This window comes from Nocardia sp. NPDC051911, from assembly GCF_040681035.1.
Classification (GTDB): domain Bacteria; phylum Actinomycetota; class Actinomycetes; order Mycobacteriales; family Mycobacteriaceae; genus Nocardia; species Nocardia sichangensis.
Genome location: NZ_JBFAXY010000031.1, coordinates 1 through 16,502 on the forward strand (window position 1 = coordinate 1; position 16,502 = coordinate 16,502).

At 69.9% G+C, this 16,502-nt stretch carries 12 protein-coding genes; 5 read left to right on the forward strand and 7 right to left on the reverse strand.

Translation table 11 applies throughout. From position 1 onward, the window contains the following. Positions 1–19: 19 nt before the first annotated feature. Complete coding sequence (locus AB0L97_RS29980) at positions 20–511, reverse strand: inorganic diphosphatase (protein WP_355079184.1); 492 nt, start codon at positions 509–511, stop codon at positions 20–22. A 217-nt stretch (positions 512–728) separates the two neighbouring features. Here AB0L97_RS29980 and AB0L97_RS29985 point away from each other — a divergent pair, with 217 nt between their 5' ends. From AB0L97_RS29985 to hpt, 4 genes are read left to right on the forward strand one after another with little or no spacing between them, the layout of a single operon-like run. Beyond that, positions 729–2,168, forward strand: coding sequence for a D-alanyl-D-alanine carboxypeptidase (locus AB0L97_RS29985; protein ID WP_364436179.1), 1,440 nt, complete (start codon positions 729–731; stop codon positions 2,166–2,168). Between the two features lie 13 nt (positions 2,169–2,181). After that, positions 2,182–3,291, forward strand: coding sequence for a zinc-dependent metalloprotease (locus tag AB0L97_RS29990; RefSeq protein ID WP_356963538.1), 1,110 nt, complete (start codon positions 2,182–2,184; stop codon positions 3,289–3,291). A 59-nt stretch (positions 3,292–3,350) separates the two neighbouring features. After that, on the forward strand, positions 3,351–4,478 hold the full coding sequence (gene tilS, locus AB0L97_RS29995) for a tRNA lysidine(34) synthetase TilS (protein ID WP_364436008.1): 1,128 nt from the start codon (positions 3,351–3,353) through the stop codon (positions 4,476–4,478). A 1-nt stretch (position 4,479) separates the two neighbouring features. Then, complete coding sequence (gene hpt / locus AB0L97_RS30000) at positions 4,480–5,034, forward strand: hypoxanthine phosphoribosyltransferase (RefSeq protein WP_039794624.1); 555 nt, start codon at positions 4,480–4,482, stop codon at positions 5,032–5,034. A gap of 4 nt (positions 5,035–5,038) precedes the next feature. Here hpt and AB0L97_RS30005 read toward each other — a convergent pair whose 3' ends face one another. Genes AB0L97_RS30005 through AB0L97_RS30015 form a run of 3 tightly spaced genes read right to left on the reverse strand, consistent with a single transcriptional unit; the run spans position 5,039 to position 11,012 of the window. Then, complete coding sequence (locus AB0L97_RS30005; RefSeq protein ID WP_355079177.1) at positions 5,039–5,755, reverse strand: cyclase family protein; 717 nt, start codon at positions 5,753–5,755, stop codon at positions 5,039–5,041. Continuing rightward, the gene (locus tag AB0L97_RS30010; RefSeq protein ID WP_364436013.1) at positions 5,752–8,466 is read right to left on the reverse strand and encodes a protein kinase; all 2,715 of its coding nucleotides are present in this window, start codon (positions 8,464–8,466) and stop codon (positions 5,752–5,754) included. Before AB0L97_RS30010 ends, AB0L97_RS30005 begins: the two co-directional genes overlap by 4 nt. Beyond that, on the reverse strand, positions 8,463–11,012 hold the full coding sequence (locus AB0L97_RS30015; protein ID WP_364436016.1) for a serine/threonine-protein kinase: 2,550 nt from the start codon (positions 11,010–11,012) through the stop codon (positions 8,463–8,465). Before AB0L97_RS30015 ends, AB0L97_RS30010 begins: the two co-directional genes overlap by 4 nt. A gap of 178 nt (positions 11,013–11,190) precedes the next feature. Between AB0L97_RS30015 and AB0L97_RS30020 the strand changes: the two genes are divergently transcribed. Beyond that, positions 11,191–12,684 carry an amidase family protein gene (locus AB0L97_RS30020; RefSeq protein ID WP_364436019.1) on the forward strand — a complete coding sequence of 498 codons (1,494 nt, stop codon included), beginning with the start codon at positions 11,191–11,193 and terminating at the stop codon, positions 12,682–12,684. Here the strand turns inward: AB0L97_RS30020 and AB0L97_RS30025 are convergent. The 3 genes from AB0L97_RS30025 to AB0L97_RS30035 all read right to left on the reverse strand — a co-directional run bounded on the left by AB0L97_RS30025 (position 12,674) and on the right by AB0L97_RS30035 (position 16,426). Beyond that, on the reverse strand, positions 12,674–13,561 hold the full coding sequence (locus tag AB0L97_RS30025; protein ID WP_355079169.1) for a LysR family transcriptional regulator: 888 nt from the start codon (positions 13,559–13,561) through the stop codon (positions 12,674–12,676). The two genes, AB0L97_RS30020 and AB0L97_RS30025, sit on opposite strands and share 11 nt — an antisense overlap. 427 nt (positions 13,562–13,988) lie before the next feature. Next, a complete protein-coding gene (locus AB0L97_RS30030) occupies positions 13,989–14,825 on the reverse strand; it encodes an SDR family oxidoreductase (RefSeq protein WP_364436023.1) in 837 nt (278 codons plus the stop codon). Further along, a complete protein-coding gene (locus AB0L97_RS30035; RefSeq protein ID WP_364436026.1) occupies positions 14,822–16,426 on the reverse strand; it encodes an aldehyde dehydrogenase family protein in 1,605 nt (534 codons plus the stop codon). The genes AB0L97_RS30030 and AB0L97_RS30035 overlap by 4 nt, the downstream gene beginning before the upstream one ends. Between the last annotated feature and the right edge of the window lie 76 nt (positions 16,427–16,502).

Below are 16,502 nucleotides of genomic sequence, written 5' to 3' on the forward strand. Positions count from 1 at the left end.
TCGTTGTGCCCGAAGGGCTTCAGTGTCCGCCCTGGTCCTTCAACCGCTGGATGGACGCCTGCACCTCGGCCTCGGCCTCGGCCCGCCCGACCCACTCCGAGCCCTTGACGAACTTGCCGGGTTCGAGATCCTTGTAGCGCTCGAAGAAGTGCTTGATCGCGGCCAGCTCGAACTCGGGGACATCCTTCAGATCCTGGATGTGGTCCCAGCGCGGGTCGCCCGCGGGCACGCACAGGATCTTGTCGTCGCCGCCCGCCTCGTCGGTCATCTTGTACATGGCGACCGGCCTGGCCTCCACGATCACGCCGGGGAACACCGAATCGGGCAGCAGGACCAGCGCGTCCAGCGGGTCGCCGTCCTCGCCGAGGGTGTTCTCGATGTAGCCGTAGTCGGCGGGATAGACCATGGACGTGTACAGGAACCGGTCGAGCCGGACCCGGCCGGTCTCGTGATCGACCTCGTACTTGTTCCGGGAACCCTTGGGGATCTCGATCGTGACGTCGAACTCCACGCCATCTCCTTCGTGCATCGGTGCCGAGTTCTGCGACTCGGCTGCTATTCGGCGACTGCCGACTCGGCCGCTGCGGAGTGCGCCGACTCGCCAGGTTGTTCAGGGGAACGGTTGCGCAACGAGGATAGTGTGGTCGTCGGGGACATGGGTGCGGCAGGCGGCTGCTGCGGGAATCGGTCAGGAGAGCGGCGGCGACGTGTTTGGTGGCAACGAGAACATCGGTGGGCTGGCCGCCCGGCGGCGCCGCAACAGATGGCTGTTGATCTCGACCGTGCTGGTCGTGCTGGCCGTGGCCGCCGCGGTGGCACTGCTCGCGGTGCGGCCGTGGACCGAGGAGTTCCGGCACGGTGGTCTGACCATCGCCGCCCCGCCCGCGCCGACCGAGCCGTCCGGGCAGGTCGTCCCGGCCCGGCCCACCGGTTCCGCGCCGAGTTCCGCCGGGATCGCCGCCGCGCTGGCCCCGGTGATCGCCAATCCGGACCTCGGCGCGTTCGCGGGCCAGGTGACCGACGCCGACAGCGGGACGGTGCTGTGGAGCGGCGACGCGAACCGGCCGATGATCCCGTCGTCCACCGCCAAGATCCTCACCACCGCGGCCGCTCTGCTCACGCTGCCCGCCGAGCAACGGGTGACCACGAAGGTGGTCGCCGGTGCGGCGCCGAACGAACTGGTGCTGGTCGGCGGCGGCGATCCGACGCTCACCGCGCAGCCGGACGGCAAGGGGTACTACCCGAACGGACCGCGTCTGTCCGACCTGGTCACCCAGATCAAGTCCGCGGGCCGCGCGGTGGACACGATCGTCGTCGACCTCTCCGCCTACACCGGCCCGACCATGGCGCAGGGCTGGGACCCGGTCGACATCCCCGAGGGGTCCATCGCCCCGATCGAGCCAGTGATGATCGACGGCGGCCGGTTGCAACCGCTAGTCGAGTACTCGCCGCGCACCGCGACGCCCGCTCTGGACGCGGGACGGCGGCTGGCCACCGAACTGGGGCTCGACCCGGCGCGGGTCCGGGCGGGCGCCGCACCCGCGGGCGCGGCCGAGGTCGCCTCGGTGCGTTCGGCGCCGCTGCGCGACCGGCTGCGCGACATGATGGTCTACTCCGACAACGTGCTCGCCGAGGCGATCGGACGGGAGATCGCGACCGCCACCGGCGGCGAGGCCTCGTTCACCGGCGGGGTCACCGCGGTGCGCACGGCGCTGAGCAAGGCCGGTTTCGATCTGTCCGGCCTGGATATGCACGACAGCAGCGGGCTTTCGGTAGACGACCGGATTCCCGCGCGATTGCTCGACCGGGTCGTGGCGACCGCGGCCCAGCCCACCGGCGCCACGGCGGTGCGACCGGCAGGCGCCAAGGCCCAGCCCGAGAACGGCCGGGTCGCGGCGACCTTGACGCCGATGCTCGACAACCTGCCGGTCGCCGGTGCCACGGGCTCGCTGACCAGCCGCTACGTCACCCGGGATCGTCAGGCGGCGGGCTGGGTGCGAGCCAAGACCGGAACTCTGTCGGTCTCCAGCGCGTTGGTCGGATATGTGCTGGACGCCGATGGGCGGGTGCTGACCTTCGCACTGATGTCGAACGATCGACCACCGGAGGTGAGCAGGCCCGCGTTGGACGCGATCGCAGGCACGCTGCGAAACTGTGGATGCTCGTGACGGGTGGTTGATCATGACCCAGCAAGGTTCCGAGACAGCCGATTTCGGCTCCGCCGGCACGGTCGAGCGGCGAAAACCGCGCTCGGGCTTGTCCGGCGTGGTCGATTGGCGTTTGGCCGCGCGGACCGGCTCCGTTCTGGTGCCCGCGGGTCCGCGCACGTCGCGCTATTCGGCCGAGCAGGTGGTCGCCGAGCTCGCCGATGCCTCCGTGCGGGCCGAGGCGCCGGTGCGCGAGGTCAGCGGGTTGCTGGACGACCGGCCGGTCCCGGCGGCCAGAATCGTCGACCGTCCGGGGTGGATCACGGCCGCCGCCGACTCGATGGCCCAGCTCACCGGGGCGGATGAGGCGCAGGCCGACCGCAAGCTCCTCGCGGGTAAACCCGCCGGGGTGCAGGCGGGCGCCATGCTCGCCTTCCTCTCCACCGCGATCCTCGGTCAATACGACCCGTTCACGGGGCCGGACGGCACTCTGTTGCTGGTCGCGCCGAACATCGTCGCGGTGGAGCGGGCGCTCGGGGTGTCGGCGAGCGATTTCCGGCTGTGGGTGTGCCTGCACGAGGTGACCCACCGGGTGCAGTTCTCCTCCGCGCCCTGGCTCGGCGAATACATGCGCGCGAACGTCGAGGTACTCGGCGAGGCCGGTGACGAGCCGGTGAGCGACATGCTGTCCCGGCTGGTCGAAGAGGTGCGCGACCGCCGTCGCGGAACCGCCCCCGACGATCCGGCCGCGCGCGGTGTGGTCGGGCTGCTGCGTGCCACCCAGGCGCCGCCGCAGCGTGCGGCGCTGGACCGCCTGCTCATGCTCGGCACCCTGTTGGAGGGGCACGCCGATCACGTCATGGACGCGGTCGGTCCCGCGGTCGTCCCGTCGGTCGAGCAGATCCGCACCGCGTTCGACCAGCGCCGCAGGCGTCCGACCAACCCGGTGCAGCGACTCCTGCGCGCGCTGCTCGGCGTGGACGCGAAGGTCGCCCAGTACGTGCGTGGCAAGAAATTCGTCGATGAGGTGGTCGCCACCGTCGGGATGACGCGGTTCAACACGGTGTGGACCGAAGCCGACACGCTGCCGCGCACCGACGAGATCGAGCAGCCGCAGCGCTGGATCGAACGAGTACTGGACTGAACGAGGGTTCCCGGCTCGGCGGCGACTCGCCGTGCGCGGTCGGCCGGTAGGCTGCGCCCATGGGGCGTGCGCCAGGAACGACACCCGGGCGCTTCGGGCCGGAGAGCGGGACATCCGGATCCGGGCGGCCGTCCGCCGCCCGGCGATTGCCCGAGACCGCCGCTGTGCTGGCCGTTCGTCGAGCGGTCCGGGATTGGCTGAGCGGTTTCGGGCCGCGTGAGACCGAGGAGCAGGCGGTCGCGGTGGCGCTGTCCGGCGGCGCGGATTCGCTGGCCCTCACCGCGGCGGCAGTGGTCGAGACGGGCGCGGTCGACGCCTTGGTGGTGGATCATCGCCTACAACCCGGTTCCGGCGCCGTCGCCGCCGAGGCCGCGGCACAGGCACTCGCCCTCGGCTGCCGGTCCGCGCGCGTGCTCGCGGTCCAGGTCGGCACCGAGGGCGGTGTGGAAGCCGCCGCGCGCCGGGCGCGGTATGCCGCGCTGGACTCCGCGCGCCACGGTCTTCCGGTGCTGCTCGGGCACACCCTCGACGACCAGGCCGAAACGGTGCTGCTCGGGCTCGCACGCGGCTCCGGTGGCCGCTCGATCCAAGGGATGTCCGCGTACGCCGAGCCGTGGGGGCGGCCGTTGCTCGGCGTGCGCCGGGAGACCACCCGGCGCGTGTGCGCCGATCTGGGCGTGACGCCGCACGACGACCCGCACAACGTGGCGCCGGAGTTCACCAGGGTCCGGCTACGCACCGAGGCGTTGCCGCTGTTGGAGCAGATCCTCGGCGGCGGGGTGGCCCCGGCGCTGGCGCGTACGGCCGAACAACTGCGGGAGGACGGGGCGGTTCTCGACGCGCTCGCCGCCGAGCTGCGGCACACCGCCGGTGATGGGCGGGCGCTGGTGATCGAGACCCTCGCCACTGCACCCGCGGCTCTGCGGAAACGGGCGATTCGGGCATGGCTGCTCGAGCACGGTGCGAAAGCCCTGACCACCAAGCATTTACAGGCAGTCGACGAACTGGTTACGGCTTGGCGCGGACAGGGCGGCGTCGCGGTCGGCGGCGGCAGGCCGGGTAGCAGGTTGGTCGCGGGGCGCGAACATGGCAGGCTGACACTGCGGCTGGGTGAGGCTGGCATCGGACCGATGACGCAGACCGAACCGGCCGAACGGGCTCACCACCACGGAAGGGAATCCAGCTGACGTGTACGGGGATGACATCGCGTCGGTGCTGATCACCGCGGAACAGATCGCCGCCAAGACCCAGGAGCTGGCCGAACTCATCGCCAAGCGGTATCCACCCGACGCTCCGGAGGGCGATCTGCTGTTGGTGGGCGTGCTCAAGGGCGCGATCTTCTTCATGACCGACCTGGCCAAGGCTCTGCCGATCCCGACCCAGATGGAGTTCATGGCCGTCTCGTCCTACGGGTCGTCGACCTCGTCCTCGGGTGTGGTGCGCATCATGAAGGACTTGGACAAGGACATCGCGGGCCGCAACGTCCTGATCGTCGAGGACATCATCGACTCCGGGCTCACGCTGTCGTGGCTCAAGCGCAACCTGTCCACCCGTAACCCGGCTTCGCTCGAGGTGGTCACCTTGCTACGCAAGCCCGACGCGCTACGCACGCCGGTGGAGGTCGCGCACGTCGGATTCGACATCCCGAACGAATTCGTCGTCGGCTACGGCCTCGACTACGCGGAGCGCTACCGCGACCTGCCCTACATCGGCACCCTCAACCCCAAGGTCTACGGCGGCTGAGACCTCATCCGGGCAGGATGCCGAAAATCGTTGCCGGCGAACCGGAACCGCCGCGATAGAGCGGTCCGCCCACCAGCACCCACGCCCCGGTCGCGGGCAGTGCCGCCAGGTTCGCCAAGCATTCCAAGCTGATCCGGTGCTCGCCGTAGAGCAGCTTCGACACCGCGTACGTCTCGTCGGTGCCCACGTCGGGGCCGAACGTGTCGATGCCAAGCGCGCCGCGGCGGCCGAGCCTGCCGCCGCGCAGCAGCCATTCCACCGTCTGCACCGCGAAACCGGGTTGCCGACCGGCTGATTCGCCCGTGCCGACGAACTCCGGCGTGCCCCACTTGGCGTCCCACCCGGTCCAGGCGACGATCGCGGCGCTGTCCGGGATCCGGCCGTGCTCGGCCTCCCACCGCTTCAGATCGTCGACCGTGATCGCGTAGTCGCGATCGTTCGCGCAGCGCTGCCGGAGATCGATCTTCACCGCGGGCAGCAGCAGATCGTCGAGGTCGAGTTCGTCGGCGGCCAGTCCGTCCGCACGGAAATGAATCGGCGCACCCCAATGGGTTCCGGTGTGTTCGCCCTGCTGGATATAGCGCAGGAGGTAGCCGTCGTTCGCGATCGTGGCCACGATGTCGGTGCGGAATTCCGGATCCTCCGGGTACAGCGGTGTGGTGACCGGATCGTGGACGTGCGACAGGTTCACCAGCCGTCCCAGCGGGCGGGGTGTGGTCATCGCGTCCGCTGGGGAATCGCCCTGGCCAGCGCGAGCAGATCCGCTTCCAGGAGCCGGAACAGTCGATAGGTCAGCACGAATGCCAGGATGCCACCCACGCTCAGCACACGCACCGGAACGATCACCAGCTCCAGGTCGTCGGCCTCGACGAAGGTCGCGCTCGCCACGCCGAGCAGCGGAACCGATGCCGCCACACCGAGGTAGAAGCTGCCGCGCCTGGCCAGCGCGCGGAGCTGGCGTTCGTCGTCGGGACCGATACCGCCGCGCACCAGCAGCTGTGGATAGATCGCGCGCACCGAGTAGACCATGATCGGAAAGAACGGATAGGCGAGCGCGATCGCCGCGCACACGATCTGCGCGGCGAAGAAGTGCAAGAAGGTGCCACGCGGCAGGTCGACTCCGGAGAAGGCCAGCCCGAGCGGCCAGACGATGCCCGCGACCAGCCAGAAGCCGAAGGGTATCCACACCGCCCAGTCACCCATCAGCAAGGTGTCGCGGCGTGCTTTCGCGAGCGTGCGCGCGGAGTAGCCGTCGCCACGGCCGAGGCGGTAGGAGATGGCGAGCGGCCGCCGGGTCATGAACAACAGCAGCAGCGCGGCGACCGGGAACGCGATGAGGTTGTTGATCAATCCGACCGCCGTGAACTTCTCCTGGTCCGCGGTCGACATCCGGTCGATGATCAGGGTCTGGTTCAGCTGGATGTTATAGAAGCTGGCCAGCACGTTCGGCACGCCGACGCACAGCGCCGCGACCGGAAGCAGCCACCCGCGGGCGCGGTGGGCGAGGCTGCCGGGCGGGGGATCGACCAGGTCGCGCGCGCGGGTGTCCAGGCAGAGGTCGAGTTGTCCCGCGAGTTCGGCGCCGCCGCGCCAGCGCCGCTGCGGGTCTTCGTGCAGACAGTCCAGCAGTACGCGGCGCAGCGTGGCCGGCGTGTCTTCCGGCAGGCGCGCGAGCGCCGCGGCCGAGACGCCGCCGCGTCGCTCCGCGAGCATCCGCGTGTACGTCTCGGTGCCGGGGCTGTTCTGCTCCAGTGGCGGATCGGCGAAGGGGGTTGCGCCCGTGAGCATTTCCCAGAGCAGCACACCGAGGGAGTAGACGTCGCTGGCGTCGCCGGGGGCGGGCGCGTCGGGGTCGAGGTAGCGGCTCAGCTGCTCCGGAGAGCGGTAGACCAGTGCGTCGGTCCCGCCGGGACCGTGCGGCGCGGTGCGCCCAGGTACCTCACCGAGGGCGAAATCGGCCAGCTTGGGAATGCCCTCCGCGGTGAACAGCACGTTCGCCGGTTTGATGTCGTGGTGCAGCACGCCATGGTGTGCGGCGTAATCCAGCGCGTCGGCCAGCCGCCTGCCCACCCACGCCACGGTCTCCGGCCAGTTCAGCCGCGCGATCTCGGCGCGCACGCTCGAATCCGACGGCCGGATCTCGCCCTTGGCCTCCATGGCGGTGTCCACCGCGCGCAGGAGCAGGGCGCCGCCGTCGGTCACGGGGCCGCGACGGCGTTGCTCGAGCAGGTCGACCGCCGTGCCGCCGGGGAGGTATTGCATGTAGACCAGACGCGGGAGGGCGGTCGTCCTGGACTCCGGTGCGAGGGGCGGTCGCGGGGGCGCGGATGCGATGTCGTCCGGAGGGACCGCGATGGTCGCGTCCGGATCGCTCGATCGCTCGGTCACCGCGTCCGGATGAGCCGGAACCGCGGCGGCGTCACGAGGTTCGGCCGATCGTCCGGAATCGGGAATCAGAGCACTGCGTGGGCGGACCGCAGCGGTCGTATCGGGCGCGCTGACCACGGTCTCGTCATCGATACCTTCTGGCGCGGTGGCTGTCGCGTCACCCGTGATGGTCGGGGCGCGCCTCTCGGCGCCGTGCGTGCGCGGGCCGGGGACCGTTTCGTCGTCGCTGGGGTGGCTCGTCGTTCGGGTTGTCGGCGCCACGATGGTGTCGTCGTCGCCGGGGCGGCTCGTCCGGCTGGACGGGACGGCCGCGGCGTCGAGGTCGAGGCGCGGCGCGGCGATGGCGGCGTTCGCCGCGGTGTGGCGGCCGTTCGCGGGAGGACCCGCGATGGTCAGGGCCTGTGCGGCGTCGGCGCTGAGTACTCGCTGGTCGAAGACCCGCACGATGTGGGCGTGGTCGAGCTGGGCCATCGTGTGCGCCGCGCCCGCCCGGCCCGCCGAGAACCGGACGGCGACCAGCCGTTGCATGGAACGCTGCCTGGCCAGGAAGACCCGGCCGAGCAGTCCCGCGCCCAGGTCGGTGAGCAGGTCGAAGTCATCGATCCGCAGGCCCGGCGCGAGATCGGCGAGCGCGGCGAGGGCTTCGCTCGAGTCGGCGTCCGGGTGGGCGTCGTCGGCGGCGAGATCGGCGAGGTGCTCGCGGACCGCGCCGGCGAGGTCCGGGTATTCGGCGAGGAAGTCCTCCAGCGGCAGCGGTCCGCGTCCGCGACGCGCCAGAAATTCCTCGCACAGCAGGTCGACCAACTCGGAGCTGGTCTCCACATCGGGGAATTCCTCGCGATAGTCGGCGATCCGTTTGCCGAGCCCTTCGCGCTCCCAGCGTCGCCGCAGATCCACCCGGATCAGATCGACGAGTACCCCCAGGCGAACTTGCGTGCCGTCGGGTACGTAGTCGCGAATCTGCGGCGGCAAGCGATCACCATGGAGACTGCGCTGCCAGTCGGCGGAGAAGCGGGCGACGGCATCGGTGCGGGGCAAACTCACGTGTCGGTCTCCACGGCGGTCGCGGTCGATCGGGCGGGTCGGCCCTCGGCGGCCCCCGGTTCGGCGGATTCCGGATCGACCACCCGCTCCAGCGCCCGTAGGTCCGCTTCCAGCGCACGGAACAGCAGATAGGTGCCCACGAACGCGATTATGCCGCCCACACACAGCAGCCGAACCGCGACGATGACCGAGGGGATGTCGGACGGGGGCAGGAAGGTCACCCCGGTGACCGCGAGCAGCGGCACCGAGGCGGCCACCGCGAGGTAGCCGTTGCAGCGCCGGTCAAGGCCGCGCAGCCAGACCGCGTCCTCGGGGCTGATGTCGCCGTGCCGGAGGAACAAGGGATAGACGCACCGCACCAGGTAGAACGTCAGCAGGAAGAAGGGATAGGCGACCGCGATCGCGCCGCACACCACCAACGAGGAGAAGAAGTGCACCACGGCCTGTGCCGATATATCTCCCGTCGACACCTGTAGCGCGATCGGGAAGATCAGTCCGGCCAGCACCCACAGCGAGAAGGCCACGGCCACGGCCCGATCGCCCATCAGCAACGCATCGCGTCTGGCACGCCGCAGGGTTCCCGGATCGTATCTTCGTCCTTTGCGTAGACCGCGCGTCACCGTCAGCACGTATCTCGCCATATACAGCACGAGCGCGATGCCGGTCGGGAAGAAGATCGCGTTCACCACGCCGGTGATGATGAGGAAGGTCTGCTGGGCCTCCTCGGTCATCCGGCTGATGATCAGGTGCTGGTTGTGCTGGATGTTGTACAGCGAGGCGAGCACATTCGGCAGCGCCATCGCCACCAGCGCCACCGGAACGATGTAGGGGCGCAGCCGCAGCCGCCAGCTGTTCGGCGCGGGGTCGACCAATTCTCGCGCGCGTTCGTCCAGGCACATCTCCAGCTGCCTGGCCAGGATCGCGCCGCTGGACCACCGGTCGGCCCGCTCGGGGGCCAGGCAGGTCAGAAGGATGCGCCGCAACGCGGCGGGACAGTCGGCCGGAACCCGCTGCAGCGCGGCCTCGTCCACGCCGCTGCTGCGCCGCTCCAGCATGGCCTCCAGCGTGGTGTCGTCGCCTTGGTCGCCCGCCCCCGCCGTGCGGTCGTCGAACGGCTTCGCACCGGTGAGCAGCTCCCACAGCACCACGCCGAGCGAATAGATGTCCGCACGGGTATCCAGGTCCGCGGCACTGCGGCCGAAACTGGGATGGCAGGCCTCCAGTTGTTCCGGTGACATGTAGGCCAGTGATCCGCCGAAGTAGGCCACCGGGCTGGTGCCCTCCACGTTGCGGCTGAAGCTGATGTTGAAGTCGGCGAGTTTCGGCACGCCCTCGGCGGTGAGCAGGACATTGGCCGGTTTGACGTCGCGGTGCAGCACGCCGTGCGAGGAGGCGTAGTCCAGCGCCTCGGCCAGCCTGCGGCCCAGCCACGCCACCGTCTCCGGCCAGCTCAGCGCCGCGATCTCGGCGCGCACGCTGGAGTCGGTCGGCCGGATCTCGCCCTTCTCCTCCATCGCCGCGTCCACGGCGTCCAGCAGAAGCCTGCCGCTGCGCTCCTCGGGTGGGGTCGCGCGCACCCAGCGCAGCACGCCGAGCAGCGTGCCTCCGGGCAGGAACTGCATGTAGAGCAGCCGCAGCCGGCGCGCGGCGCCCTCGGCGTCGTCCAGCAGCCGCTGGTCGAAGACCCGCACGATGTAATCGTGGTCGAGCTGGGCCAGCGTCTGCGGCTCGGTGCCGTGATCGCTGGAGATCTTCACCGCGACCAGCCGTTGCAGCGAGCGCTGCCGCGCGAGGAAGACCCGGGCGAACGCACCGCTGCCCAGACCGGTCAGCAGATCGAAGTCGTCGATCCGCTGACCGATCTCGATCCGGTCGAGCGGGTCGGAGCGGCCCGGCCCGGTCCCGATCGTCGTGGGCACGGCGGTGGCCGTACCCGTCAGATCGGCGGCGGTCGTTCTGGTCACCTCGGAATCACGAGCAGACCCCGCGGTTCGGTTCAATACGGTGTCGGCGAGAACGGAGTCGCTGTGCGCGACCGCGGTCAAGACGGAATCCTCCGGAGTCGCGCGACGGGTGCTCTGGTCGATTTCGTCGGCGTTCAGCAACTCGCGCAGTTGCTCCGCCTGCCGCGGATATTCGCGCAGGCATTCGCGCGGATCGACCCGCTCGCCGCTCTGGCGGCGGATGACGAACTCCTCGTACACCAAGCCGGCCGGAATATCGTCGGAAGCGAGTTCGGGGAATTCGGCGCAGTAATCGGTCAGGCGCATGCGCGCGGCCGGTTCCGGCGCGGTGCCCGCGCCTTTACCGCGGCGAAGCAGCCAGCGATGGCGCAGGTCGACGCGGATCAGCTCCAGCAATGCCTCACGTCGCAAGGTACTGGCGTCCGGTAGATATTCGGCGATCGCCGGTGGGCGCCGGGTGGATTCCCACTCCGCTGTGAACGCGGCCACCGCGTCGGATTCGGCACGCGACAGGTCGCCACTCCTCGGCCGGGTGGAAATACCCGTGTCGGGGTCGGACCTTCTCTCAGAGTTCGCACTCATGCTCGGACCTAGTGGCTCGGCGGACGCCGCGGAATCCGCACCGGTTGTTGTCCGATGTGCCGAAAATTTCCGCCACACCCGACACCATCATCCCCCGTGCCGTATTCGAAATGATAACTTGCGGCTCGACAGTGGATCACCCGATTTCGACAACGACGCGACGGGGGATGACCAGCACATGTCCGACGAGGCCGCAATCATGGCGGACGGCTCGATCTCAGCGGGAAACGCCGCTCCGCACACCGCCATTCCGAACGCGAAGACCGGCGAGCCGATGCCCGCCCGACTGCTGGGAGCCGTCGCAGACGCGCGGCCCGACGGCGCTCCGGAAGCCGAGACCGCACTCGAACGCGGCCCGGCCGCGACGATCGCGGCGTGCGTGCGAGACGGCCTGCTGCACCCCGGGCAAGTGGCCGCGGATGCCGGGACGCGGATCGCGGCGGCGGACCGGAAACGACATGCCTTCAGCGTCCTGCGTGCCGAACAGGCGACGGCCGAGTCGGTCGGCCTGATGGAACGCGACGACCTCGACGTGCTGCCCCTGGCCGGTGTCCCGGTCGTGGTCGAGCACGGTGTTCCCCTCGCGGGCGAGCCGATGCCGTGGGGGCCGGTGGCCGCCGCGGATCACCCCGTGGTGGCCAGGCTGCGCGCCGCGGGAGCGGTGGTCATGGGCCTCGTCGCGGCTCCCGAGCCGAGTCGGTGGGTGACCAGCGTGGGCACCGAGCGTGTCATCCGCAATCCGTGGAACCCCACGCGCTACGCGGGTAGCGCGGCCGGAGCCGCGATCGCGGCCGGACTGGTGCCGGTGGCGCACTGCTGCGACGGCCTGGGGGAGGTGCGGGTCGCGGCCGCGTGCTGTGGAATCTTCGGGATCAAGCCCGGGCAGTACACGGTCCCCGCTGCGGGCCCGTGGTCGAGCCTGGTCGAGCACGGTGTCCTCGCGACAAGCGTGGACGATGCCGCGCTGGCGTTGTCGGTCCTGGCGGCGCGACCGGACCTAGCCGAGGTGGATCCACCCGGCCGACTACGTATCGGGCTGGCGGTGGATCCACCTTCCCGCCTGTTGCGCGTCGACCGCCGCTGGACCGCCGCGGCGCGCAGGGCGGCCTCGGTGGCCGCGGCGGCAGGCCACTCGGTGGAACCGACCGCGCTACCGTACGGAAACGCCCTGCTCGCGGCCTCGCTACGCTGGCTGGCCCTCGGCGCCCGCGAGGCCCCCGCGCTACTCCAACCCGGCCGACTACCGCGGAGAGCCCGGCACCGCGTGGCTCTGGGCCGGACGGTGCATCGGTTGAGGCTCGCGCGTCCCGCCCAGATCGACCGGGTGGAGGCGCGACTACTGGAGTTCTTCGAGCGTTACGACGTGGTGATCACTCCCACGCTCGCCGCCCCGCCGCCGACGGCGCGGGCCTGGCACTTCCGCAATCGTCCGGCCACTCTGCTCGCCGGCGCGCGGTTCGCACCCTTCACTCCGCTGTGGAATCTGGTCGGCTGGCCCGCGGCCTCCGTTCCCATGGGCATGCACTCCTGGTCGGGTACGCCGGTGGCCGCTCAGCTCGCGGGACCACCCGGTAGCGAATCCACCCTGCTACGGCTGGCCGCGCAATTGGAGACGCGCCGTCCGTGGCAGCGCACCGCCCCCGAGACCCCGCCGGGCCGGTTCAGACGCTGACCGGCGACTGCTGCGCCGCGAACCCGCCATCGACGGCTCGTCCGGCGAACTCCAGGATTGTCGGCCGGTTGTCGTCGGCCCGCCAGGCCACGGCGAGCTCGCACGGCGCCAACCCCGACACGGGACGCGCGGTCAGCCCGGGCCAGCGGTACATCGGCACGTTGTTCTCGGCGAGCAGGCACACGCCGAGGCCGAGGCTAACGGCTTCCAGCTTGTCCTCCGCGGTCGCGGCTTCGGCGCCGATCTTCGGCGGACGGCCGCCGCGCCCGTCGTTGCCGAGCCAGAAATCGCGCACCGCACCGGCTTCGGTGGGCAGTGCGACGAACGGTTCGTCGAGCAGATCGGCGAATTCGATGGTCTCCGAGATCGCCAGCGGGTGGTTTTCCGGAAGCAGCACCCAGCGCGGTTCGGTGCGCAGCACCTGCCACCGGTAGCGGCTCTGGTCCGGCAACGGCAGCCAGACCAGAGCGAGATCGGCCTGCCGACCCGCCAGGCCGCTGGAGGGATCGGTCCAGGAAGCCGCGTGCAGTGCGAGACGATGTCCGCTCGCGCTCTCCAGATCGCTGAGCAGACCGCGCCCGAGTGTGGATTGGATGCCGACGCGCAACACCTCGCCCGCCTCCTGCAGCGAGACGTTGGTGACCTCCCACAACTCCAGGATCTTGCGTGCGCCTTCGAGCAGTTCCTTGCCCGCGACGGTCAACGCGACACTGCGCTGGTTGCGGTCGAACAGGACCACGTCGAGCTGACGTTCCAGCTGCCGGATCTGACGCGACAGGGTGGGTTGAGCGATGTGCAGCCGCTGGGCGGCGTTGGTGAAATGCAGTTCCTCAGCGACGGCGACGAAATACCGCAGGTCGCGCAAATGCGGGTCCATAGCCCCTTGCTATCAGAATCGGTCCGGAATTTCCAGCCTTATCAGGCCGAAAAGTTCGGATACGGGCGCCGAAACAGTCGGCAGGTTTGTTAGGGACAGCATATTGCCTGCGATGGTGCTGCGCACCAGGCGGATAGCGAATTTTCGGCATGCCGTGGCCGTTTACCGTCAGGTTCTTCGATTTGGGCAGTTGACCAGCATGAACGAGAGTGAACCGGGAGTCTTTGTGGCGGATTGTGGACGCGTTTGTGGCCGCCGAGTATGGGCTGAGAATTTGCCGCTGACCGGCTTCGCGATGTCAGCGAGTGCGCGCGTGATTTTCCTCACAATGCCGTCGGTGTGTGGGGCTCCCGATGTGCCCCCGAACACGGCGGGGCGCCGCGGCCGAGACGAATCCCAGCCGCGGCGCCCCTGCTTCCCGACCCGCTCACGCGCCGCGCACGCGCTCCTCGTAGGCCTTGCGCTTCTCGGCGTCGACGTCGTCGAGGAAGGCGCGGCCGGATCCGAGCGCGCGGCCGATGCCGTCACCGAGCGATTCCGGCAGCAGGCCGACGAACTGGGCGATGAACCCGGCCACCGCGGTCACCCTGACCTTCGACTTCGGCGCGACGATCAGCTTCGCGACGGCGTCGGCGATCTCCTCCGGCTCCGCGGCGCGCAGCAGCTTGGGCGCGGTGACGCCGGATCCGAGCTCGGTGTTGGTCAGCGTGGGCAGTACCGAGGAGAAGCGCACGCCGGTGCCCCGGTACTCCTCCCGCAGCGTGTCGGTGAAGCCGAGCACCGCGTGCTTGCTGGCGTTGTAGGTGGCCAGGCCGGGGATATGGGTCTCGCCGGCCAGTGAGGCGATGTTGATGATGTGCCCGCCGCCGCGCGGCAGCATCCGGCGCAGCGCCAGCTTGCAGCCCAGGATCACGCCGTAGACGTTGATGTCCAGGATCCGGCGGGTCAGCGGGTCCGGCTCGTCCACCAGCTTGCCGGTCGGCATGATGCCCGCGTTGTTGATCAGCACGTCGATCGGGCCGAGGGTCCGCTCCACCTCGTCGAGGAAGCCGTCGAACGACTCCTGATCGGTAACGTCGAGCTTGCCGTAGAGCTCGAAACCGCGTGCCGTGCCCGACTCCTTGACCGTGGTCTCGTCGATATCGCCGATCGCGATCTGCGCGCCGAGAGCCTGTAGCGCGGTCGCGGTGGCGAGTCCGATGCCGCGTGCCCCACCGGTGATCACCACGACCTTGCCGCGGATCTGCTTCGCTTGTTGGGTCACTTGTCGCCCCTTTTGAGCTTCAGCAGGGCCGGAAGGTCGAGGCGGCGCAGCCCGCGGGCGCCTGCCGCGCGCATGGCGCCGAGCGCGAACAGCAGCTTCGGCATCGAGTAGGGGTACCAGAACAGTTCCTTCTGCTGCGTCGGCAGGAGCGGCGTGGTGATCGCCTGCTGGCGGCAGTACTTGCGCACGCCGTTCGCGCCGCCCCAGCGAGCGCCGACGCCGGACAGCCCCCAGCCGCCCATGGGCAGGGCGTAACTGAACAGGTTGGCGAAGACGTCGTTGATGTTGACCGCGCCCGCGTTCAGTTGCCGTGCGATCCGTTCGCCGCGCTCTTTGTCGCCGGTCCACACCGAGGCCGACAGGCCGTACACCGAGTCGTTGGCCAGCCGGATCGCCTCGGACTCGTCGGCCACCTTCATCACCGGCAGCGTCGGGCCGAAGGTCTCCTCGGTGACGCAGGACATGGTGTGGTCGACATCGACCAGCACGGTCGGCTCGAAGGCGGTGCCGAATCCGGCCCGCTTGCCCCCGGTGAGCACCTTGGCGCCCGCCGCGACGGCCTCGTCGACGTGGCGCTGCACGATGGCCGCCTGATTCTCGTTGGCCAGCGCTCCCACGTCGTATTTCGACTCGCGTCCGTCCAGGCCTTGGCGTAGCGCCTGCACATTGGCGGTGAGTTTGGCGACGAACTCGTCGTACACCGGCGCTTCGACGTACACCCGCTCCACGGAGATGCAGACCTGGCCGGAGTTGAACATGCCACCGAAGGCGATGCCGTGCGCGGCGCGATCCAGGTCGGCGTCGGCCAGGACGATCGCCGGATCCTTGCCGCCGAGTTCCAGGCTGTAGGGCACCATCCGTTCCACGCACGCGGCGGCGATCTTGCGGCCGGTCGCGGTGGAACCGGTGAACTGGATGTAGTCGGCGTTGCCCACCACGGCCGCTCCGGTCGCGCCCGCGCCGGTGACCACCGCGAAGATCGGCGGCGCGCCGATCTCCGCCCAGCCTTTGGCCAGTTCGATCGCGGAGAGCGGGGTCACCTCGGAGGGCTTGAGGATGACGGCCGCCCCGGCCGCGAGCGCCGGGATCACGTCCATCACCGGCATGGCCAGCGGGAAGTTCCACGGCGTGATGACGCCGACCACCGGATAGGGCCGGTAGACCGTGGTCAAGCGTTTGACGCGGGCCAGCGGGCTGTGCGGTGACGGGTGGTCGTCGGCGAGGAACTTCGCCGCGCGGCGGGCGTAGTAGCCGATCAGATCGGTCGCGAAACCCGGATCGATCAGGGCGTCCACCCGGGGCTTGGCGGTCTCCGACTGCAGCACGGCGGCAAGGCGGTCGGTGTTGTCGATCAACCAGTCCTGGAACTTCAGCAGCCAGACCTTGCGCCCTTCGGGGCCGATCGCCTCCCACTCCGGCTGGTACAGCCGCAGTTCGCGGACCTTGGCCGCGACCGCGTCCGCGGTCTCGTCCGGCACCGTGCCGACGACCTCGCCCGTGCCGGGATTGCGCACTTCGATGAGGGCGGGACCGTCCTTCTTCGCGGTCGTTTCGCGTGCCCGCGCCTTCTCGGTCGCGGGCGCTGGTTCGGTGTTGGTCACTGCTGTTCTCCCACTGACGTCGTGTTGAACCGCGGTCTGCTGACTGCTGTGAGACAGGCCACTGAACTATGATCGT